Here is a 21,934-nt window from a genome sequence, read left to right as displayed (position 1 = left end):
GGCATAGTGAAGTATTTGCTAGTTTAACGACGCTTTATGCATAATAGACTTATAAGCGCTAGGTCTAAACTTTTCTTTCAATATTAATCCAACAAATACAGGTCCGTAGTACAGGTATCTTTTCCATAAGCGCTTTGGCTCATGCACCAAACGGCCCAACCACTCTAAACCCAAATTTATCCATACCTTACTTGGGCGTTCAACCGTACCTGCGTAAAAATCAAACACGGCGCCTATAGTGCATATAACCCTGGCATTGAGTTGTGCTTTGTGCTGGTAAGCCCATTTTTCTTGTTTAGGAGCAGTCATGCCTATAAACAATACATCTGGTTTGTAAGCGTTAACCGCTTTAACCATATCAGCGTTATCCAAATCGCTAAATTCTTTTTTGAATGGGGGAGAGTAAGAACCAACTTTAACGTTCGGATATTCCTTAGATAGCTTTTCTTTGATTTTTTTTAAAGTGCTTTCTGATGCACCCAAGTAAAAACATTTTCCACCATCCTTATTCAATTTTTTAAGCAGGAAACCATGTGCATCTGCGCCGGCTATCTTATGTAGTTTCTCGCCGGTTAAAAAGCGTGTAGCGGCAACCACACCAACGCCATCCGGAAGTAGTATGTCCGAGTGTTGCAATGATTCCTTGAAATCTTTGTCTTCAGCGGCCATGCAAAACGAGTACTGGTTTATGGTATTAATCAGCACAGATTTTTGGGGTAAATTGTCGGTCAAAAGATCATCAATATTATGATCGAAAATCGGATACTCGGATAAGCTGTATTGATTTTGAAGTAACATTTTTTACCTATGGTTAATATTGTTAATTAATGAATAATATTAATTCTATACTGTTAATAAAGTATTATTAATATCTAAAATCATGTTAAACTATGCAGTAAGCATGCCAATTAACTAATACGCTATAATATTTTCAAAAAATATTATATATTACTTTTTACAGTAACTTATTTGGTTCAATATCGTATAAGTTTTAGACAAGAAGTGTTTAAACTTCAATAGTATAGGTTTGTAAAATTTTTTAACTGTTCAGTTTAGTGAACAACGTGCATATAGGCACAAATCTACTAAATTTTAGCGAAATTTAATATGTTAAAAATTAAGCGTATTTCGCATCCGGAAATATTAGGAAACTGCAGTTAAGTTTACAGTAGCGAAAATTAGGCACTTTTTATATGTTGCTCTAATTCTTGTTGAGAATTGAATCGGTCTTTGATCTTTTTAGCAGGCACTCCTGCATAAATAGAGTAGGGTTCTACATTTTTGGTAACTACAGAGCCGGCTGCGATAATGGAACCGGTGCCGATTCTAACGCCACTCATAATAATACATCCATAGCCCACCCAAACGTCGTCACCTATAACGGTAAGATTGTCCAAGCCGAGCCAGTTATAGTCTTTATCACGTATTTGCGAGGCCAGTCTAACCGGTACGCCTACCTGCTGGTAATTATGATCGTACCTTCCTACCAGTGCAACACGGTTTGCCCAAAGTACGTTATCGCCAATAACCACGTCGCTTTCAATAAATGAGTCGCGGCCAATGTAAAAGTTTTTGCCAATAACTATTTTCTGCCGCGCCCAAATCCGTACCCTGATACCGCTGTGAAAGCCAGGACCAATCTGGTATCTGCGGTAAATTACTCTACGCAACAGCTCGTTTCTGAGTTTTTTTAAAGCAGTTATTAACCACATTACAATTTAATTGACTGATTAACTATTTGAGCGAGCTCCAAAGATACCTGCTTTTTGCTGAACGATTCACCTTTGGCAACATTATTATCCCGCATACTTAGTGCCAATTGGGGGTTGTTCAGTAATTTTTGTACAGCGTTGTATACGCTTTGGCTGTTTTGTGGTTCAACCCACAGGCAATTAACCGGCTCAGTCAGGTAGTCTGCCGCGGCGCGGGTAGGGGTAGTAATAACGGCTAAACCAGCAGCTACCGAATTAAACAGCGACATTGGAAACCCTTCAGGGAAATAAGTAGGAAAAACTAATATATCGCTGTTGGCATAGTAGCTAACCACATCCTGCTCGGGTATGAAACCGGTAAAAATCACTTTTTCATTAATGCCCAACTCCTGGCATCGCTTTTTTAAGTTTTCCTCTTCGGTGCCCCAACCCACTACTATCAATATCACATCGGCATTGTGCGGTAGTTTGGCAAAGCCTTCAATTACTTCATTAATACCTTTTTCGGGTATTAGTCGGCCAACAAATAGTAGAACCTGTGTGCTTTCTGTTACATTAAGTTTCGCTTTAAATGCCGGATCTTTTTTGAAATGATTAGTGCGTACAATATTCTTAGTTACAAACACTCTATCAGCTGGCAAAAAGCCCGAATCCACAATGTTAGCCTTTTCTTCTGACGACAAAAAAAGCCAGCCCGTTACATTTTTTCGTAAATAAGGGAGCACCAGCTTTTGCAAAGTACCTTTGGTGCTTTGCAGTACGGCCATGTCTGAACCATGCGATTTAAGCAGGAACTTTACAGGCTGCCGGTAAAAAGTTTTGAATAATGATATAGTTATAAAATCGCGTATGCCGGCAAGCGCTTCCAGCCTCGAGTTTAAATAAATAACATCGGGTTTAAACTGGCGGGCAGTTTTAATGAGCGAAAGCGCATTTTGCACAATTACTTTCAACCTGCCGGGCGTAGAAGTAACACCTTCTTTAGCTGCATAGCTGAACTGTCCGCAAGTATATCCAAGTTCCTGCAGGCCATCCAACTCATCTAACGCAATTTCAACATGGTGGCGGGTGGGCACACTAAATAATATACGCGGTTTCATACAGTTGTCGAATTTGTTAGGGCACTTGTTATTCTTCTCTCAACACCGGGGTTGCCGGTTACAACGCTGTAAGGTGATACGTTTTTAACCACCACAGTTCCGCAACCAATCTTAACATGGTCCTGAATTACAATGTTGCCTATTATGCACACGTTGCTGCCTATGTCTACATTATTTCCAATAATTGGCGAAGCGCTAAAGCCACCGTCTTTTAATTGCTTATTGCCAATAGTAGTGCTTTGCCTTAAGGTGCAGTTTTCACCAATCACAACCTGGTTGGTCATTACTAAGGCCTGACCATGATACAGGCGCAGGTTCTTGCCTATTTTAGTGTTCCATGGTATTTCTACACTAAAGAACCACTCTACCAAGATGCGGTAAAATAACAGGTACACAAAACCTATATAATAATAGATTTTACGGGTAGAGCAAAAATTAGCTATTCGGAAAAGCAGGAGTATAACACGGCCTTTTATATTGCCTTTGTTTGCATCCCAGTCTTGAAAAATAAAAGTAAAGAAGGACATATACGCTATAATAATTTATCCTGTTATGTACCTCCCGTAAGGTAGTTTACTAACAGCCCATGCTATAAAGCAGGTAATTAACAGGCAAATAATGGTAGTTAAAGGTATCCCTATTAACGGGGTTACCAAATTATAGTTCAAATTAAAGTGAACCATAAACATAAGTGGTAACGGGTGAATCAGGTAGATACTAAACCCGTACCGGGTCATAAAATTTCTTACGTTCAATAAAGTATCAGGCGGCGTACCGGTAAAGGCGCTTTTAATAAAAATAAAGCCACCTGCTGATAGCAAAACTACGTTAAGCGTAAGATATTCATACAAGGATGCTGTGAAAGTACCGGCCTTATGCGATAGTAAATACGTGCCTGTAAAAGTTATGAAAAAACCAGTTACTATAAGCGCCACCGCAAGGTATTTAAGTGCTTTAGTAATGATAACGCGGTTAGCCAGGTAATGGCCAAGTATTAAAAATCCAACATAACCACTAAAATACCGCAGCTCTATAGGAGATGAAGCAGGCACGGCCTTAAATTGATTTAAAGCCAGTGTAATAACCCATATAATTAAAAAGTATTGCAAGGCGCGGTTGCTGGCTTTTTGTATCCAGGGCTGTAGTACGGGTATAATAAGGTACAGGCCAATAAGCACATAAATGTACCAGTAGGAGTATATGGGGCCATCCAGCAATTGAGTGCTTAACCATGGGCTAATATTGCCAAATGCCGCCTGCCCCTCGTTTTTATATTTGATGCCGAAATTATAGGCCACATAAACACACCCCCAAAAAAAAGCCGGCCACAATATGCGGTTAAGTCTCTTTTTTAAAAATGCCGTTAAGGGTAATTCTTGCGGCAGCAATAACGCGCCGGTTAACATCAGGAAAAAAGGGACACAGCACCTAAAAGCCGACTCGTAGAAATTGCAAGCCCACCAATTGTTGGTAGCACCCACCTTATTAAACTCATTAACTACCCCATAAGCCGTAACATGGATGCCTATAACAAAGGTTATAGCTACAACCCGTAAGTTGTCTATCCAGTTAATACGATTATTGAGCTCCGGTAGCGGCATCTATAGTTGAGGGTTGTTTTTGAGTTCGTTTGGTTATTTCGGCACCGGTTAAAACGCTATACAAGTACATGATGTGCGTATACAGCCAGGGCGATGCAGTAAACATACGGTAAGCATACTTGTGCTTTCGCCGCACATGTCCATCTTTATTTATAAAATAGCTATAGTGCTTTAGGGTGTGCGTTACCCGGTTATATTGTTCGGGGTATGCATCCTTACCCGACAGCAGTAACAGGTTTAGTAATGAGATATTGGCCATCACATCGAAGGCCTGTGCCTCGGGCAGGCAGTTAACCGCTTGCTCTTGTACCCGGTTTACAATGCTGGCCGACACGGCTGTCGTCTCAAAATATCTAGGGCTAAACTGCCCAACACTCACCGAGTTATCACGCACCAGGTAGTTATATTTAATAGCGTTTTCCAGTACGGTATTTTGCGCTTTCAAAAATATCTGACTCAGGTACAAAATATCTTCATACATACGCCCGGCAAATTCAACAGATTTAGCTAATGCCGCCTTATAAACCTTTGTATTAGCGCTCATATCCAGCTCTCCTTTCAAAAATAGCGATAATGCGTGTTCCCGATCATATTTTTCTATCCCTGGCGTTTCCTGCGGCGCTACCACTTTATTAGGAAATATAGTTCTGAGCCTGCAAACAGATACATCGGCATTGTATGTCTTAATATTCCTCAAAAGCAGCTCATACATATCAGGGTCTATCGTATCATCACTATCTATAAAGCCTATATATTCTCCCAAAGCCTCGTTTAAACCGCGGTTACGTGCAGTAGATACACCTCCGTTAGGTTTGTTGATTAGCTTTACGCGTTTATCTGTTTCGGCAAAGCGCTGGCAAATGGCTGCGCTATCATCTTTTGAGCCATCATTAACCAAAATAAGTTCAAAATCGGTAAATGTTTGATCCAAGATGGATTGAATGCAAGCGGCAATGTATTGCTCTTTATTATAAACCGGTACAATTACAGATAGGGTAGGCATGTTGGCTTACAGTTTAATTTCATTAATTAGCCCGCCTGCATTTAATCGTTTTTGCCCAAAGGCGTATAACATAAATACAAGCGTTAAAATTGCAGCAAAACATACAAAAAACAAGTAAGGGTTCATTATAGAGCTGAAATACCAGCAGCTTACAATGGTTCCTAATAAAATGACGTAAAATAGCAGGCAATGGCTCACGGTCATTATTTTACGGCGTATAAGCGATACATCTTGCAGCACATGAAATGCAAAGAAAGATATGAATATGGAGTAGTTCACTATGTAAAGCTCCTTGTAAAAGTGTAAACCAATTAAGCAGCCAATCACATTAATAACTAAGCTTAGCAGATTAAACCACATATCCAATTTCTCGAGCCCGATGGCTACAATAATGTTGGCTTGTAAAATAACCGTAGGCAACAGCAGAAAGGTTAAAAACATTTGCTGCATACAAAGTGCCGCACCCGGATAATTATTACCAAACGCTAAAGGCACAATGAGCCCAGAAAATGCGTAGATGAAGGCATACGATAGGACCGCAAAAGCAGTATACAACATAAAAACCTTATGAAAGAAGCCCTTTAGATCTGCCTGCCTGCCTTCGTTGTAATATTTAATAAATTGCGGATAAACCGTTGATGCCGCTACTACCGGTACAATCTGTAGTACAGAGAAAATGCGAAAAGCAATTTCATAATCGGCCACATTGGCGAGGCTTAGTTGTTTGGAGATGATGATGTTACCAATTTTCCAGTAAATAATAGAGATACTGCCTATCACCATAAACTGCCAGTTTTTAACAACCAGCTGTTTCACATCCTCCCATACGATTTGCGCCTGCCAAAGCAGTTTTAAACTAATGCTGTTTGATGAGCCTACTTTAATGAACAAGCTTACCGTTAACAGACGTACCACAATCATCAATACCGATAACACCACGGTGCTTAGAGGATAAATGAACAGAAGGCAGCCTACCAGTAATTTTAAAAAGCCGTCGGCCGCTAAGATGACTGCCGTCTTCTTTTGCTCACCCTCTGCTATGTTCAAGGTTTTTATTGCATTAATAAAATTGTCAAAAATGATGTTGGTACCCAGTATAAAGCATAAGATGCGAATCTGCGCATCAGGATATATAACCAGTGCAAGCAGTATGTTTACCACCATAAACAGCAGGCCGAGGCCTGCCTGCATTTTCAAAAACTTACTGGTAAATGATAGCTTATCATCCTCCAATACATACTGCCTAATAAACCACTGACCCAAACCCATCGATGAAAATGCTGCTACGATTTGATATACCGTATTCGATATTAAAAACCGGGCAAACTCATCAGGATGGTACTTGCGTGCTACTATGGCGAAAAAAAGGCATACAAATACAATTTGTAAAATATTGGCAATAATTCCCCAAGCGCTGTTTTTAACCAGCGATGATTGCAAGAGCTTATTTTTCTTTTCAGGCTGCGCTGTTAGCATCGTAATCGTTTCGTGGGAATGATATAATCAGGATAAGCATGCTTGTTATCATGATGAGTAGCCGAAATTCGGATATAGTATAAACAGTGTAAAAGGCAACCATCCAGCTAATGAGCGCCGCAATCAACAATAAAACACGCCGGTCGTACACGCCTGTAAAAAAGTTAATGAACCCTTTAAGGATAGGTATGGCCAAAAACAATACAAATATGGCAAAGCCTGTATAACCCAGTTCAACCATAATTTTCAGGTAGCCGTTCTCGGGCTGTGTAAAGTAAACCAGCTCGTTGTTTTCCACCTCCAGGTACTGATCCTGTACGTGCCGCATAATATAGTTCTGATAGTTATTACTGCCAATGCCCAGGTAAGGGTGCTTTTTAGCAATTTGTAAAGCTTCTTTCCAAATAGAGGCACGGAATGAGTAGTCTTCAGAAATACTGCCAGCCCGTTCAAAGATGCCTGATGAGGGCGTGAATACCAGGTAAGCAATTAAACCCGCGCCTATTACAATGCTACCGTATAACCGGTACTGGGCTGACCCAAGCATGATTACAACAACCAAACCTAAAACAAGGCCCCCTAATGCAGCCCGGCTGCCGGCCAGTATTACACCTGCAACGGCAATGGCAAATACCAGGTAGTTAAGTACGGCTGTTTTACGTGGTGCGTTTTTCTCAAAGTATAAAAATAAAAAACTGCCCATAGCCAGAAACTGACCGCTGGCCTGCGAATCGTAAAATACGCCGGGGTAACGTATCGTCTTAAATACCGGGTCGACTGTGTTTGGTGCCAGTGAAGGATAGAAGGTAAGTTTAAGCCCTACAACTACCTGCAAAAGCAGGAAAGCCAGCGAAACGAAATACGCAACCTTTAACGCTTTTATGGCCCGGTAATGAAACGTTGGGTCTTTATAAATCTCAGTTAGCAAAAACCGGCCAAAAATGAATATGGTGCATGTTTTTACTACGTTAAGGTATGTTTTATCCGGAAACTCAGATGCCAGGCCACCTATAAGCGTAACAATGCCGAGTAGCAGGAATAGCAAAAAGTAAAGGTTGTTATTTACATTCAGGTTGATGGTTATAAACTCCTTAAGCAGGAACACAAGACAGTAAAGGCAAATAAAATCAAACACTTTAAAGCCACCCCAGGCCTCAATGGTTACTTTGAGATCCATGAGGGGCAAAAAAGTTAGGATGAATAACAGGCATGATTGTACTGTATTCCCTTTATAAAAAACGTTAATAAAGAACAGCAGTAAGGTTATGCCCGGTAAAATGAAAATCAATTTATCCGACATTGAAAAATATCAAACAGTATATTGTTAAATAAGTAAATGGCCGGTAATTAAAACCGGCTCATAAAGCGTTTAAACGAACCCGTAAATGTTGCTTTTTGTGGCTCAGAATAGTAGCTGTTGTCATAGCGGTAACCATAGCCGTACTTATTAGTGCGAATGCCATTGAATACCAAATTCAAATTAGCTATCTTTTCACTATCGTTAACCTCTTTGATAAAGGTGAGCTCTTCCTTACCGGTATACCCTTGTCTGATTACATAAAGATTAATATCCGTCAGTTTAGATATAATCATAGCATCTGTTACCAGGTGCAAGGGCGGAGAATCAATGATTACGTCGTCATAACGTTCGCGTAGTTCGGCAATCAGTTCGGCTAGTTTGTTGCTTTCCAATAATTCTGATGGCTCACTCGAAATTTCACCGCTTCCTATAATATCCAGGTAAGGGATGCCCGATGGCCGTATAATACTATCAAGATTGGCTTTGTGGGTTAAGTAGTCGGTTATGCCTATATGATCCGGCGACAGGTCAAAATTCATTAGAATTTTAGGCTTACGCAGGTCCATTTCTAAAATAACTGTTTTTCTGCGTAAGGCGGCTAATGCTACGGCTGTGTTAGTGCTCACAAAGCTTTTGCCTTCTTTAGCAATGCTCGATGTAAAGAGAGTTACACGGGCATGGTTATCATTGCCATCATGTAATGAACTGCTCTCCAAGCTGCCGTTGTGCAGGTTTAGCTTAATGGCAGATGGACTAAGCTTACGGTTTTGATGTAAATAGTACAAATTGGTGCGTAAGGTTCTGAATTGCTCGCCCAGCAAACTGTGCTTGTTGTTTACAACAATCACTTTGTTGTCACTGGTATCATATGAAACTTCACCCGCAATAGGTACGTCTACAGCACGCTCAATATCACGGCGACTGGTAACCTTATCATTAAAAGAATCGCGGAAGAAGATGAGCAGGAATGGCAACCCTATGCCGCACAGTAATGCAATGGCAGATATAAGCGCCGGCCGTGGCCATTTCACATCACCAACGGTAGCATTATCTACTATGCGGGCATCGGTAAAGGTAGAGGCATAGCTTAAAGCCAGCTCTTCCCGTTTTTGTAATAGATAAACATACAAGTTCTCTTTAATAGACTGCTGCCTTTTCATATCCACAAACTGACGTTCCTGAACAGGCAGGTCGCGGATAGAAGATTGTGTTCTGTTGTTTACTGATTGTAACTCACGTTTAGAATTTAGCAACGATGATTTTACACCGCTAATAGCATCTTTAATTGATTGCTTGGTTAGCGTAATTTGTTTGTTGATTGGGTTAAACATAGGGTTGCTCTCGGGCGTGGTGGCCAGCAACGCACTGCGTTTTAGTTGAAGCTCTGAAAGCTTGCTTACCAAATTTACCAGGGTAGGGTCGGAGATACCCATGGTTGATGGTGGATTGTCTGATGATGAATTTACATACTGCTCAATACCGTTTATAATATTAAGTTGCACGTTTACATCATTCAGTTTCGAATCGTTAGACTGGGTGTTTTCGAGATAGGTTTTAGCCTGGGTGCTGATGTCGGTTAATCCCTGGCTGCTGCGGTATCCCTGAACGCTTTTTTCGGCATGGCTTAGTTCTCCCGAAAGTGAAGATAAACGATTGTCGATAAAGTCGATAGTAGATTTGGTTTTACGCTTTTGCTCCGCCATTGCCGCATCGTTGTATGCAGTAATTAAGCCGTTCAAAAAGTCGCGTCCGCGTTGAGGTACTTCGTCACTCACAAATAAGCCAATAGTTGGTGCCGTTTTATCGAGTAAATGTGCATCAAGCGATTTAACGTAGTTGTTAGTAACCGCTTGTTCATCATCAACCTCAATAGTGATGGTTGAGCCAATATATTGGTCAATAAAATCTGTCGGTTTAAGTTTCCAGCTTCCAAACTCGCTTTTGTAAGGCGTGTTAAAAGCAACTGTTTGCTTTTGGCCGCTTAGGTTTTCAATCTCAAAGCTATTTTTATCTTTTATAAGCACTTCAAGAGAGTGGGCAGTAAGCATACCTGCTTTCTGCACCATCTCAAATTTTACCGGGGTTGACTCATACAAATCAAGTGTTTTTAAGCCTCTTTTGGTCTTGTAAGTGGTCCATAACTGAAATCTGTTCACTACCTGATTAATGAGGTTTTTTGAACGCAATATTTCAATTTCGGCCTCTGCATTTTTAGGAGAGGCCGATTGATCCAGTTCTGGTACCATAGATTTCTCTTCGGGCGACTTTTTTTCGTCTTTAACCAAAATGGTTGCGCTAACTTCGTAAACCCGGTTTGCAGTTTGCAGATAAGTATAGGCTCCGGCAGCGGCTAATATAAGCCCCAGTAAAAATAGGGGCCAGTGGTAGAGGTATCTTTTTAAAACAGACCTGAGATCTGTAAAATGACTTTTATTGTCCATTTTAACACTTAATTGTATAGTAACCGGTTAAGGCTTAGTTGTTATGAAATAGGGATATAGCAATGGCAATTAATGATAATGCCGAAATGATAAGTGATGCTTTTTGGTAACCGTTATCGGCGTTGGCTAATTTAAGTTTACCCGGTTGCACATAAATCAAATCATTTGGCTTCAGGTAGAAATATGGCGACTCGAACAATTTTTTAGAAGTCAGGTCGATAGGAACGTAAACTCTTTTACCATCAACTTCTCTTACCAGCACTACGTCATCGCGGTGACCGGTAATATTTAAATCGCCTGCTAAGCTTAATGCCTCAGTAATGGTTAACCTTTCGCTTGGGCTGGTATATACATTCGGGCGTAATACATCGCCTAATACGGCAACTTTAAAATTTACCAACCTAACAGATACTGTTGGTGTTGTTAAGTAAGTAGCCAGGCGCTGCTCTAGCATGGTAGCTACTTGCTGAGTAGTCATTCCGGACACTTTAGTTACACCTACTAATGGCAGCTTAACTTCGCCGTTCTGATCAACCACATAGCCATAAACAGGGCTTTCGGTTGTAGTGCCTGCATTTTGTACGTTGTTAGAGAATACATTGGCAGCGTCCTGATTTAAACTCGTTACGCTGATTGAGATTTGGTCTTTAGCCTGAATGGTTGGGAAAGATAAATTGTTGATTTCGGTACTGGTAATTTGGCTACGGCTCAAGTCCTGAAAGTATGGTACTTTTTGGTATGATGCACATGAGCTTAGGAACAGTACAGCTACTGCAACAAGCAGCTGAAAGAAGTTAGAAGATTTAATGGTAACGTTTGTTTTCATAATGGTACTTGTATTATATAGTAGATTTAAAATTTAACTTTAATAAGCGTTCTTTTCGCCCCTTATCATATTAATTATCGTCAGGAACACAATTTTAAGATCGAGCATAACCGACCAGTGTTCCATATACCAGATGTCGTGCTCCACTCGTTTTTCCATCAGGTAACTCTCACGGGTTTCACCGCGATAGCCGTTTATTTGTGCCCATCCGGTAATACCTGGTTTTAGAAATTGGCGCACCATGTACTTATCAATTATTTTACTGTACTGCTCGGTATGCGAAAGCATGTGCGGCCGTGGGCCAACAATACTCATATAACCCAGCAAAACATTAAAAAACTGCGGAAACTCGTCAAGACTCGTCTTTCGGATAAACCGGCCAATTGGCGTTATGCGGTCATCGTTTACACTGGCCTGCCGTTTATCACTGTCCCTATTCATGCGCATGCTTCTAAACTTGTAGCACCAAAATGGCCTGTTGTTACGGCCTGTGCGTAACTGGGCAAAAAACACCGGGCCGCGGCTTTGTAATTTAATAAGTACGGCCAGAAGCGGGTATAGCCAACTGAAAATGAAAACGATCACCCCAAGGCTAACAGCAATGTCAAATACACGTTTTTTAAACCTGTTTGTTATATCTTCCAAAGGCTCACGGCGTGCACATAACACTGCGAAGTCTCCCATGCGGTTAAATTTAAATTTTGATTCTAATCCGCTCAAATCAGGTACAAATTTCAGGCGTATGCAATTTTGTTCGCCTACTTTAAGCAGGTAGCTTAGGTTGTCTATCTTATCTGGCTTAACAGATATATAAACTTCCTCCACTCCATTTAATGCCGCGTTACGTATATATTGTACAGCATCCGACAGGTCAACATCCTCATTGCTGTGAGCGTTTGCCCTGTCCTTATCCAGGATACCTACAAAATTTAAACTGTTTTGTTTGATCAAATAGGACGCCAATTTTAGGCCACACTCATTCATACCCAACACAGCCACCGCTTTACCCATGTGTAAATTCTTGCTGTAAAGACTCATTATCAGTGTTCCGATAAAACGGCTGAGCAAAAATCCCATCACCATTACCGCATAAAAATAAATTAAGAATCGCCGCGGAAAATGAGTTTGCTCACAAAAGAAAAGAAACGTTAGAAACAGTACGAGGTGCAGTATAATACTTTGCGAGGTGGTTTTGTACACGCTTTCTAATTTATGAATGGTTTTATCGAAGTATAAACCATATATAGATGTACATAGTATCCATAATAAGTTGCTTATGATTAAATCATAGCGGTAGTCAAGTGTAAAAGTTGAATCATAAGTATTTGATAAATTGGAAGCAGCATAAAAACATAAATTGACCAGCAGCATGTCGCTAAAAGCGAGTGCATATCTCAGAATGTAAAAACTCCTTGTTTCCATGAATTAGTGTATAACTTATACTTCAAATTGTTTAAAATTCAATGCAAGTTTTATTTACTAATAGTTTAAATGCAACAATTTAAGCACAAGCATTCAACATTTATGCCAAAGCAGATGTTAATGGTAAACCCAAGGCTTTTGGTATCAGCTATAGTTTTTTAAAGGGCGGTTATAATTTATTGTGGGATGATATTATTAACTCATAATACATATATAATATATTATGGTTAATTAAAGCGGCAATTTGCGGCAGCAAACCTAAATATAAAATCCGACTTTGCGAATCGAGTTGCAATAAAAAATTGGCCAGGTCTTTCATTTAATTTCGCGCTGTTCTGAAATTTGTCTATTAAGTAATACTCCTTACATGAAATTTTTATACGCTTTTTGTTTCCTGATCCTGTGGCTGCCTGTTGCCGGAAAAAATTATTATGTAAGCAGCCGTACTGGTAACGACAGCTTTAACGGGCAGAGTCCGGCAAAAGCAAAAAAGCACTTGCAAAATGCCGCCACGCTAACCAAAGCTGGCGATACTGTTTTTGTAATGAACGGTGTGTATAGCAATGATTGTGACGTTTGTGATGTGCTCTCTATAACAAAAGGCGGCAAAAGGAATAAGTATGTTGTGTTCACTAATTTTCCGGGACACCACCCTGTAATTAAGTTTGATGGTTGGGCGGGTATATCTGTAAAAAAGGGTGCTAGCTATGTTCGTATAAATGGATTTGAAGTGGTGGGAGACAATGCCAACGTAAAATTGGCAAAAGCACTAGCGCAACCACAGGGTTGCGTAAATAAAAAAGGAACGCTCGATCCGCTTTACAATGGTAACGGCATTATAGTTCAGCCCGAAAAAAATAAGCGTTCGCACCATATTATTATCTCCAATAACACAGTACATGATTGTGGGGGTGGCGGTATTGGTGCTATACAAGCCGACTATATTATAGTAGAAGGTAACACTGTTTACAACACCAGCTGGTATACGGTATTTGGTACCAGCGGCATTGCATTTTACCAGTTTTGGAATTCGGACAGGGCAGGGGGCTATCATAACATTATCAGGCGTAATAAATGCTATAACAATAAATCATTGGTGCCGTGGATGAAAAACTGTCAGATTAGCGATGGAAACGGCATTATCATCGATGATTTCAGGAACAAGCAAAACGGCTCGAGATTAGGTAACTACCAAGGGCGTACCCTTATTGAGAATAATATTAGCTGGTTTAATGGCGGTACTGGCATACATACCTTTCAAAGCGATCATATTGATATTATCAACAATACGGCTTATTGTAACTCGCGTACCAAAGGGCTAAATGCCGGTCAAATTCTTTCCGGATTAAGCAACGATAATAAAATTATCAACAACATTCTGGTGTCAGATTCGACCGTTATGATCAACTCAAATTATGTTAATACTAATTTGACTTATCAAAATAATATACATTACAATATTACCTATCCTAAATATGAAAAACTGGGCATTACAGGCCCTGCCTGTATAAACGGTGTAAATCCGGGGTTTGTAAACCCGGCTAATTCACTTAAGGCCAGTTTTAAATTACTAAGCAATAGTATAGCTATTGATAAGGGCCATACCATAATATTTAGTAAAACAGATTTTGACGGCCGCATAAGAGATCAGGCTACCGCACCAGATATAGGGGCCTATGAGTATTAGTGGTTAGAAAGGTCGACTTCTTACTATCAGTTATTTATGCAAGTGTTAACAAAGGTTATTTTGTAACCATAGCCGGGCTTTTTACAGCGGTAACCGGTTGCTCTAAAATAAGTTTGCTCCATCCCTGGCGTGTGTTTTTCTTGCTCCGGTGTTTATGCTCCTCCATTACTTTTTTAATGCGCAGGGCATACTGCCAGCAGGTACTTTGCCTTATCTGCAATTTTTCGGACAATTGATAAGATGAAATAGTGCCTTTGGTGGTATAAATTAAATACACAATATAAAAGGCCTTGTTAATAGGAATGCGGTTGTTCTGAAATATAGTGTTAAACAGTACCGACTCTTCATAATTGCATTTGGTGCAACGGCGGCTATACGGCGCCCTGCCATGTTTATATGCGTCATGACTGCATTTTTTGCAGGCAAAGCCGTTAGCCCACTTAATATCCGCTAAGAATTTATTGCAGGTTTCCTGATCTGGGTACTTGGAGCTGAACTCCTCAAATGATAGCTCAGTTGAGAGTACCCGGGCATCGGTCACTTTCTCAATGTTGGTTTTAAGTTCAATATTGTCTTTTTCCAGTAACACATTCATCCGGGTAATCTCAGATGCCTGCTCTTCGAGCTGATGGTTTATAGTAACCAGTTCTTTGTTCTGATCTTCTATTATTTGCGACTGCTTGATGATCTCTTCTGATTTTTCAAGTACCTCCCGCGTGCGCTCATTTACCTTAATTTCGAGTTCTTTATTGATGGAGTCTTTCAATTTGTAATTGATATCCATTTGCCTGATGGTTTCGTCCTGCGCTTTTTCTTTCTGCCGGCGCAGCAACCGTACCTGATCGCCAATGGAGAAAGACAGGAACAGCATTTCGAGTACAAAGCTGAAACCAAGACTATAATTAGATACCACGCCCGGTATAATACGCGCATAACCCAGCACCGTAATTGCTTTAACAATAAAGCCAAGGGCAAGGAAAGTGTAGCCTAATACAAAAAACCGAGCCGGCTTAAAGCCATTGAGCCAGATACGCACGCCGGTAGCAAAAGCAATAGCCAGCGGAATAAATTCAACAAACTTGTAATAAAAAAGGCTATGATCAAACAGCAGGCAGTAAAGGAAATAGGCTGTTCTTAAGGCAATAACGTAATTAATAAGGCGGTGCAGCTTGGGCGCTTTTTTTCGTACATGCAAAAGTTCTTTAGTAAAAACCAAGGCAAAAAAGCTTAAACTGTACAAGGCTACGCCATAGGCGTACTGGTTCCAGTTAGGGGCGTTGGGCCATATATATTGAAAGGCGATACCATCTGTGCTCATCTCAAACACACCAACACTCAGTATATATAATACATAGTACAGGTACTGGCGCTTTTTAACCGCCATAAACATAAGCAGGTTATGAAAGCTGAAAATTAAGATAATGCCGTAGAACAGGCCATACGTTAAATACTCCGTTAAAGCATAATGTACAAAAAAGCTTACCGTACGGTACACGATAATCAGATTCACGCCATCTTTAGACCGCACCTTGAAATACAGGGTATGGTCGCCTTTAGGTAAGGCACGCAATTGAAACTCGAAGTTTTTATGCTGGTAAAGCCGTTGGGTGAAATTGTAATCGGCACCGGCGCGGCTTTCGTAATAGCGGCCATTTGAATCGGGTAAAAACGCAGTAATTTGATTAGTGGTCTGATCAAAAAACTCTATCACCGCTGCTTTATCGCCTATGGGTTCTGTAACGTGTATTTTTACCTTATACCAGTAAGTTGCGTTGGGTTCATTTTCGGGGTAATAATTGTAGTTAATTTTGAATTGATGGTTCCGGTCGGCACGTTGCGCATCGCCGAATGTTAGCGGCTTTTTACCCTCTTTAAGCACATTTACTTCACCATGTATAAAAATATGCTGCTCGATTTTGTTGTTTATCTCAACAGTGTTTTGAGCATTTGCGGTGTGCCAAAATATAATTACAAAAAGTACAAACAGACTAGTAAAAGTTTTTCTGCCCATAGAAAGTTGCCTACTGTTATAAGACGGTAAATAATAATTGGTTAGCAAAGCTGTGTAGCCATTAAGGCACCATCAGTATGCATTTGGAGCGTAAATATACGTTATAAAGCACCAAAATTTTAACGTATCCGGAGCATATTATTTTAATACGCTTTATGCAAAAATAGCTGTCAATTTAACACTTAAGCTTCGTTTTAGCGCAATAGAGGCGTTTTTGCCTAACCACTGTTGCCGCCATAAAACTTTTTTTTCAGGATTTTAACGTATTGCTTTTCTCCCCAGATAGGTTGCAAAACCTGTTATTGTATTAATAATGAGCATTAAACTTAACTAAGGACCTGTTCATAAAGCGTATTAATATCTGTGTAAATTATTTATTATCAGTAAGTTATAAATTTTTTTCTTGTTTAATTGAATCGAAATTCAATAATTTTGACTCATTAATAATGGCCGCCTCCCGGCCGCCATTTTAATTTAACCAATTAAAACGCCATGTTCAAATCTCTGTGCTATCTAACAGCGTACGGCTAAGTTATACGTCAACGCCAACAATGTAGCAGCCTTAGCTGCCGATCTTAACCCGTCAATTTTTAACAATAACATTTATGAGAAAAATTTTTACACTTATTATTTGCTTGCTCATAACCCAATATTCGATTGTGCTTGCTCAGTCTTCGGCCGTGCAGGGCAGGGTGAGCGACAAGGCCGGTGAGCCACTGGTAGGGGTAACCGTAAAAGCAAACGGAACTACTAATACCACCATTACCGATGTTAACGGCAAGTATTCGATAACCCCGGCTGTAAACGGAACATTGACCTTTAGTTATATCGGATTTGCGTCGCAGACTGTTACTATAGGCGGTCAGTCGGTAGTTAATGTTACCCTAACCGAAAGCCAGAACAATCTGAACGATGTAGTAGTGGTAGGCTACGGTACCCAAAAGAAAAGCGTGGTTACGGGCGCCATTTCAGGCGTTAGAGCATCCGATCTCGAAAACCAGCCTGTAATTCGTATAGAGCAATCGCTGCAGGGCCGTGCTTCAGGTTTAACCATCGCATCCAATTCAGGCCAGCCGGGTGCAGCTTCAACGGTGCGTTTACGTGGTTTCACCTCGTTAGGTAACGGTAAGAATGAGCCCCTGTGGGTAATTGATGGTGTGGTTATCGACAATGGCGGTATCGGCTACCTTAATCAGGATGACATCGAGTCTATAGAAGTATTGAAGGACGCGGCCTCGGCAGCTATTTATGGTACTCGTGCTGCTGCGGGTGTTATATTAGTTAGCACTAAAAAAGGCAAAGCCGGAACCATGAATATTAATTACAACGGCTACTACGGTACGCAACGTGCTGCAAAAAAGGTTGATTTACTAAACGCAACCGAGTATGCTACGTTAAGAAACCTGGCCTTTACCAATAATCCGGCTAATGCAAACCGGCCATTACCATTCCCTAACCCTTCGCAATACGGCGAGGGCACCGATTGGCAATCTGTGATATTTAATAACAGTGCACCTAAACAGATCCATGAGTTTAGCGTAAGTGGTGGCAGTGAGAAAGCTACTTTCTTTACCTCATTCTCTTACTATGATATTAAAGGTATCGTAGCTACGCCAATATCTAAAGCTAACCGTGCCAACATCCGTTTAAACTCAACCTACAAACCGGCAAAATGGATAAGCTTTGGTGAAAACTTAGGATATGCACACGGTGTAAACAGCGGCATTGGCGAAACTAACCGCGAGTACGGTGGTGTTTTAAGCTCAGCTGTAAATTTGGATCCTTTAACCCCTGTTGTCATTACCGACCCAGCCTCACAAGGCGCATTCTTCCCGGCTGCACCTCCGGCAGGTGTTTCGCCAACGGCGGCTTATACAGCAGCAGTGAGAGATCAGCAAGGCCGTTTTTATGGTATATCGCCATATGTAGCTAATGAGATGAGAAACCCGCTGGCTTATATCCAAACCCGTTTGGGTAACTATGCCTGGGACCACAACATCGTAGGTAATGCTTTTTTGGATATCGAACCGGTAAAAGGCCTGAGGTTCCACTCATCATTAGGTACTAAACTGGCATTTTACGGCAGCGAGACTTTTAACCCTTCCGTGTATTTTAATACCTCATCGTCGGTTCAGCCAAACTCGTTATCACGTGCTAACAACTACCTTATTAATTGGAACATCGAAAACACGTTATCTTATAACCGTGCTTTTGGCAAACACAACCTTACCTTGTTGTTAGGCCACGGCGAGTATAAAGACAATAATACCCGTGGTACAACGGTAACTTACTCCAACATTCCGGCCACCAACTTCGACGAGGCTTCGTTCCGCTTTAATGCATTACAGGCTAACCGCACCAGCGAAGGTCGCGATGGTACCGATCACCGTATTAACTCCCTGTTTTCACGTGTGCAGTATAATTATGACGAAAAGTACTTGTTAACTGCGTTAATCAGAAGAGACGGTTCATCCAGGTTTGGTGCTAATAACAAGTTCGGCTATTTCCCTTCGGCATCAGTTGGATGGGTACCAACACTGGAGTCGTTCTTCCCCAAAAATGATGTAGTGACTTTCCTGAAGCTTCGTGGTAGCTATGGTGTTACCGGTAATGACGGTATAGGCGATTTTGCTTTCGTATCACAAGTTGATGCAGGCGGTCAGCGTAACTATACTTTTGGTACCAGTACGGTGGAGTCGATTAACATCGGCTACAGCCCTGGCGTGCCTGAGAACCGTGATTTGCGTTGGGAAGAAACCAGCCAGCTCGACTTGGGTTTTGACGCTACCTTGTTTCAGAATTTAACTGTAGCGTTTGACGTATACAAAAAGAAAACTACCGGTATTCTTCAAAACCCACCTATTCCGGGCTATGCAGGTTATGGCAGTTTTGCACAAAATGCTGCCGATATCGAGAACAAAGGTTTGGAACTGGAGCTTGGCTACCGCAAAAAAATCGGCGACTTTAACTTTGGTGTAAATGGTAATGTATCATTCTACAAAAACAAAGTTACCAAGCTGCTGCCGGGTATTCAATTTATTAATGATAACAACGCTACTTTCCAAACACTGGGTGATATTACCCGTACAGGCTTAAACCGTCCATACAATCAGTTCTTCGGTTACGAAACTTTGGGTATTTTCCAAAGCCAGGCCGAAATTGACCGTCACGTAGGTGCCGATGGCGTAACTAAATTACAGCCTAACGCCCGTCCTGGTGATTTGAAATACGCCAACTTAAACAACGATAACACCATTAACGGTGATGACCGTGACTACATTGGTAACCCTAATCCAACCATGAGTTATGGTTTGACTATTAACCTGGCTTATAAGAACTTCGATTTTACTGCATTTGGCAGTGGGGTAGGTGGCAACAAAGTATTCCAGGGCTTAAGAAGGCTTGATTTGGCTACAGCTAATTATCAGACTAAATATCTGAATACCTGGTCGCCAACAAATACATCTGCAACGCTTCCAAGACTGTCTGAAGGTGAAAATACATTTAACTATACCCGTTTAACTAACCTTTACTTGGAGAATGGCAGCTATTTCCGTCTCAGAACAATTCAGCTTGGCTATAATTTACCGTCAAAATTGATCAGCAAAATCAGCATGAAAAAATTGCGTGTTTATGTGTTGAGCGAAAACTTGTTCACTATCACAAAATATTCCGGTTACGATCCGGAGTTGGGTGTGAGTGCTGATGCAGGTGGTGGCGCTGTGTTTAGCGTTGACCGTGGTGCATATCCACAAGCTCGCACGTTCTTATTTGGTGTAAACGTTGGATTTTAATTAACATAACGATGAAAAAGAAATATACATACTTAGCTGCACTGGTTATTGCCACTCAGTTATTAGGCTCATGTAAGAAAGATTTGGATGTTAATCCACAGAATCGTATCCTTTTAGAAAATTATTATAAAACAGAGGCCGATGCATTTGCCGCTCTAGTATCAGTTTACGACCGATTTGGCTTTCAAGCCAGCGGCCTGTACGACAAGGTGGCCATTATGGACGTAGCTTCTGATGACCAGGTTGCCGGTGGTGGTAGTGCAACAGATATTAACGATTTACAAGTTGTATCGAATTATTCGCTAAGTGCCAACGTTGGTCCGCAGGGTTATTTATGGAACCGTGGTTATTCAGGCATTTTTAGGGCCAATACGTTACTTCAAAAAATTGATGGCATTAATATGGATGCCGGTAAAAAAGCCCGCATTGCCGCCGAAACCAAAACTTTGCGTGCTATATTCTATTTTGACTTGGTTAGGTTCTTCAAAAATATACCATTAATTACAGGTATTGTTGATCCTAACGATTTGTATAATGTAGTACAAGCTGCACCCGCAGAAGTGTATGCACTTATTGAAAAAGACCTTACCGAAGCTATACCGGGTTTGCCTAACACGGTAGTAGCAGCCGAGAATGGCCGTATCACCAAAGGTGCAGCACAGGCATTGTTAGGTAAAGTATACCTATGGGAAAAAAAGTACCAGCAGGCTGCTGATCAATTGCAAATTGTGAATGGCCCAACTCCCGGACAAGCCAATCCCACTTATGGTTATAAACTGATACCCAACTTTGGCGATTTGTTTAAAACAACCAATAAATTCAATTCCGAATCTATTTTAGAGATTGTACACAGCGCAAACTCTTTGGGAGGATGGGGTGATGCGGGCGCCAGCGAAGGTAATTTGTTAAGTATTATAGCCGGTCCCCGCGGGTATGCAGCGTTAACTACAACTGCGCCCGATTATCATACCGGATACGGCTTTCTAAGTTTCTACAAAAGCTTTTTTGATCTGATTCATTTTGACCCAAGAAATAAAGCTACTGTTGCTAACCTGGATAGTTTGAAAACTAATGGTATAGCTAATTACCAAAACAGCTTTAACAATACCGGCTATTTTCTGGAAAAATTTGCGGGCCGTGTGTCAAACCGTACCACACAGCCTTCCGCAACCATCGACCTGAATTTTCCACATGATATTTACGAAATCCGGTTGGCTGATACCTACCTTCTTGAGGCTGAAGCGCTATTAAGTGCCGGTGCAAACGTAAGTGCCGGAAGCCGGGCCTACCAGCTGCTTAATGCAGTGCGCGCACGTGTAGCGCTTAACCCTGTAGCTGTCACTATGGATAACATAGAAAAAGAACGCCGCCTTGAACTGGCCGGAGAAGGCCATCGCTGGCTGGATTTGGTACGTTGGGGCAAAGCTGCGAGTGCCCTTGCATTTAAAGGCTTTGTGGCCGGCAAACATGAAGTGTTCCCAATTCCGCAAAGTGAGCTGAACAACACTAAACTCCAACAAAATAAAGAGTGGGGCGGGACTAAATAATTGAACCTTATAAA

Annotated in this window: 15 protein-coding genes; 3 read left to right on the top strand and 12 right to left on the bottom strand. The window is 41.1% G+C overall.

Annotated elements, in window-relative coordinates; all coding sequences use genetic code 11:
• Positions 1 to 18: 18 nt before the first annotated feature.
• The 11 genes from ABDD94_RS17115 to ABDD94_RS17065 form a co-directional block, all read right to left on the bottom strand.
• Complete coding sequence (locus tag ABDD94_RS17115) at positions 19 to 798, bottom strand: WecB/TagA/CpsF family glycosyltransferase (protein WP_345953265.1); 780 nt, start codon at positions 796 to 798, stop codon at positions 19 to 21.
• Positions 799 to 1,178: 380 nt separating this feature from the next.
• Positions 1,179 to 1,712 (bottom strand): acyltransferase, encoded by a 534-nt coding sequence (locus ABDD94_RS17110; RefSeq protein WP_345950878.1) that lies wholly within the window; start codon positions 1,710 to 1,712, stop codon positions 1,179 to 1,181.
• Positions 1,712 to 2,812: a glycosyltransferase family 4 protein gene (locus ABDD94_RS17105; RefSeq protein ID WP_345953264.1), complete on the bottom strand. Its 1,101-nt coding sequence runs from the start codon at positions 2,810 to 2,812 to the stop codon at positions 1,712 to 1,714. Before ABDD94_RS17105 ends, ABDD94_RS17110 begins: the two co-directional genes overlap by 1 nt.
• Entirely contained in the window at positions 2,809 to 3,339 is a 531-nt protein-coding gene (locus ABDD94_RS17100; RefSeq protein ID WP_345953263.1) for a serine acetyltransferase, read from the bottom strand. Before ABDD94_RS17100 ends, ABDD94_RS17105 begins: the two co-directional genes overlap by 4 nt.
• Positions 3,340 to 3,354: 15 nt before the next feature.
• On the bottom strand, positions 3,355 to 4,413 hold the full coding sequence (locus ABDD94_RS17095) for an acyltransferase family protein (protein ID WP_345953262.1): 1,059 nt from the start codon (positions 4,411 to 4,413) through the stop codon (positions 3,355 to 3,357).
• A complete protein-coding gene (locus ABDD94_RS17090) occupies positions 4,391 to 5,416 on the bottom strand; it encodes a glycosyltransferase (RefSeq protein ID WP_345953261.1) in 1,026 nt (341 codons plus the stop codon). Before ABDD94_RS17090 ends, ABDD94_RS17095 begins: the two co-directional genes overlap by 23 nt.
• A gap of 6 nt (positions 5,417 to 5,422) precedes the next feature.
• Positions 5,423 to 6,892: an oligosaccharide flippase family protein gene (locus ABDD94_RS17085; protein ID WP_345953260.1), complete on the bottom strand. Its 1,470-nt coding sequence runs from the start codon at positions 6,890 to 6,892 to the stop codon at positions 5,423 to 5,425.
• Positions 6,873 to 8,069 carry an O-antigen ligase family protein gene (locus tag ABDD94_RS17080; protein WP_345953259.1) on the bottom strand — a complete coding sequence of 399 codons (1,197 nt, stop codon included), beginning with the start codon at positions 8,067 to 8,069 and terminating at the stop codon, positions 6,873 to 6,875. Before ABDD94_RS17080 ends, ABDD94_RS17085 begins: the two co-directional genes overlap by 20 nt.
• 170 nt (positions 8,070 to 8,239) lie before the next feature.
• Positions 8,240 to 10,633, bottom strand: a complete 2,394-nt coding sequence (locus tag ABDD94_RS17075; protein ID WP_345953258.1) for a polysaccharide biosynthesis tyrosine autokinase — start codon at positions 10,631 to 10,633, stop codon at positions 8,240 to 8,242.
• Between the two features lie 34 nt (positions 10,634 to 10,667).
• Positions 10,668 to 11,459 carry a polysaccharide biosynthesis/export family protein gene (locus tag ABDD94_RS17070; protein WP_345950886.1) on the bottom strand — a complete coding sequence of 264 codons (792 nt, stop codon included), beginning with the start codon at positions 11,457 to 11,459 and terminating at the stop codon, positions 10,668 to 10,670.
• 39 nt (positions 11,460 to 11,498) lie between these two features.
• Positions 11,499 to 12,881: an undecaprenyl-phosphate glucose phosphotransferase gene (locus ABDD94_RS17065; RefSeq protein ID WP_345953257.1), complete on the bottom strand. Its 1,383-nt coding sequence runs from the start codon at positions 12,879 to 12,881 to the stop codon at positions 11,499 to 11,501.
• Positions 12,882 to 13,248: 367 nt separating this feature from the next.
• On the opposite strand from ABDD94_RS17065, the gene ABDD94_RS17060 reads away from it, so the two are divergent.
• Positions 13,249 to 14,568, top strand: a complete 1,320-nt coding sequence (locus ABDD94_RS17060) for a right-handed parallel beta-helix repeat-containing protein (RefSeq protein WP_345953256.1) — start codon at positions 13,249 to 13,251, stop codon at positions 14,566 to 14,568.
• 55 nt (positions 14,569 to 14,623) lie between these two features.
• Here ABDD94_RS17060 and ABDD94_RS17055 read toward each other — a convergent pair whose 3' ends face one another.
• On the bottom strand, positions 14,624 to 16,579 hold the full coding sequence (locus tag ABDD94_RS17055) for a 7TM diverse intracellular signaling domain-containing protein (protein WP_345953255.1): 1,956 nt from the start codon (positions 16,577 to 16,579) through the stop codon (positions 14,624 to 14,626).
• Between the two features lie 605 nt (positions 16,580 to 17,184).
• Here ABDD94_RS17055 and ABDD94_RS17050 point away from each other — a divergent pair.
• Both ABDD94_RS17050 and ABDD94_RS17045 read left to right on the top strand, forming a co-directional pair.
• Positions 17,185 to 20,373: a TonB-dependent receptor gene (locus tag ABDD94_RS17050; RefSeq protein ID WP_345953254.1), complete on the top strand. Its 3,189-nt coding sequence runs from the start codon at positions 17,185 to 17,187 to the stop codon at positions 20,371 to 20,373.
• A gap of 11 nt (positions 20,374 to 20,384) precedes the next feature.
• Positions 20,385 to 21,920 carry a RagB/SusD family nutrient uptake outer membrane protein gene (locus tag ABDD94_RS17045; protein ID WP_345953252.1) on the top strand — a complete coding sequence of 512 codons (1,536 nt, stop codon included), beginning with the start codon at positions 20,385 to 20,387 and terminating at the stop codon, positions 21,918 to 21,920.
• The last annotated feature ends 14 nt before the right edge of the window (positions 21,921 to 21,934 follow it).

The organism is Mucilaginibacter sp. PAMB04168 (assembly GCF_039634365.2).
Lineage (GTDB): Bacteria > Bacteroidota > Bacteroidia > Sphingobacteriales > Sphingobacteriaceae > Mucilaginibacter.
This window is presented reverse-complemented; position numbering and strand designations above follow the sequence as displayed.

Bases quoted from the DNA above. Each gene is read 5' to 3' on its own strand.
- ABDD94_RS17115 (WP_345953265.1), bottom strand. From the start codon at position 798: ATGTTACTTCAAAATCAATACAGCTTATCCGAGTATCCGATTTTCGAT.
- ABDD94_RS17110 (WP_345950878.1), bottom strand. From the start codon at position 1,712: ATGTGGTTAATAACTGCTTTAAAAAAACTCAGAAACGAGCTGTTGCGT.
- ABDD94_RS17105 (WP_345953264.1), bottom strand. From the start codon at position 2,812: ATGAAACCGCGTATATTATTTAGTGTGCCCACCCGCCACCATGTTGAA.
- ABDD94_RS17100 (WP_345953263.1), bottom strand. From the start codon at position 3,339: ATGTCCTTCTTTACTTTTATTTTTCAAGACTGGGATGCAAACAAAGGC.
- ABDD94_RS17095 (WP_345953262.1), bottom strand. From the start codon at position 4,413: ATGCCGCTACCGGAGCTCAATAATCGTATTAACTGGATAGACAACTTA.
- ABDD94_RS17090 (WP_345953261.1), bottom strand. From the start codon at position 5,416: ATGCCTACCCTATCTGTAATTGTACCGGTTTATAATAAAGAGCAATAC.
- ABDD94_RS17085 (WP_345953260.1), bottom strand. From the start codon at position 6,892: ATGCTAACAGCGCAGCCTGAAAAGAAAAATAAGCTCTTGCAATCATCG.
- ABDD94_RS17080 (WP_345953259.1), bottom strand. From the start codon at position 8,069: ATGGATCTCAAAGTAACCATTGAGGCCTGGGGTGGCTTTAAAGTGTTT.
- ABDD94_RS17075 (WP_345953258.1), bottom strand. From the start codon at position 10,633: ATGGACAATAAAAGTCATTTTACAGATCTCAGGTCTGTTTTAAAAAGA.
- ABDD94_RS17070 (WP_345950886.1), bottom strand. From the start codon at position 11,459: ATGAAAACAAACGTTACCATTAAATCTTCTAACTTCTTTCAGCTGCTT.
- ABDD94_RS17065 (WP_345953257.1), bottom strand. From the start codon at position 12,881: ATGGAAACAAGGAGTTTTTACATTCTGAGATATGCACTCGCTTTTAGC.
- ABDD94_RS17060 (WP_345953256.1), top strand. From the start codon at position 13,249: ATGAAATTTTTATACGCTTTTTGTTTCCTGATCCTGTGGCTGCCTGTT.
- ABDD94_RS17055 (WP_345953255.1), bottom strand. From the start codon at position 16,579: ATGGGCAGAAAAACTTTTACTAGTCTGTTTGTACTTTTTGTAATTATA.
- ABDD94_RS17050 (WP_345953254.1), top strand. From the start codon at position 17,185: ATGAGAAAAATTTTTACACTTATTATTTGCTTGCTCATAACCCAATAT.
- ABDD94_RS17045 (WP_345953252.1), top strand. From the start codon at position 20,385: ATGAAAAAGAAATATACATACTTAGCTGCACTGGTTATTGCCACTCAG.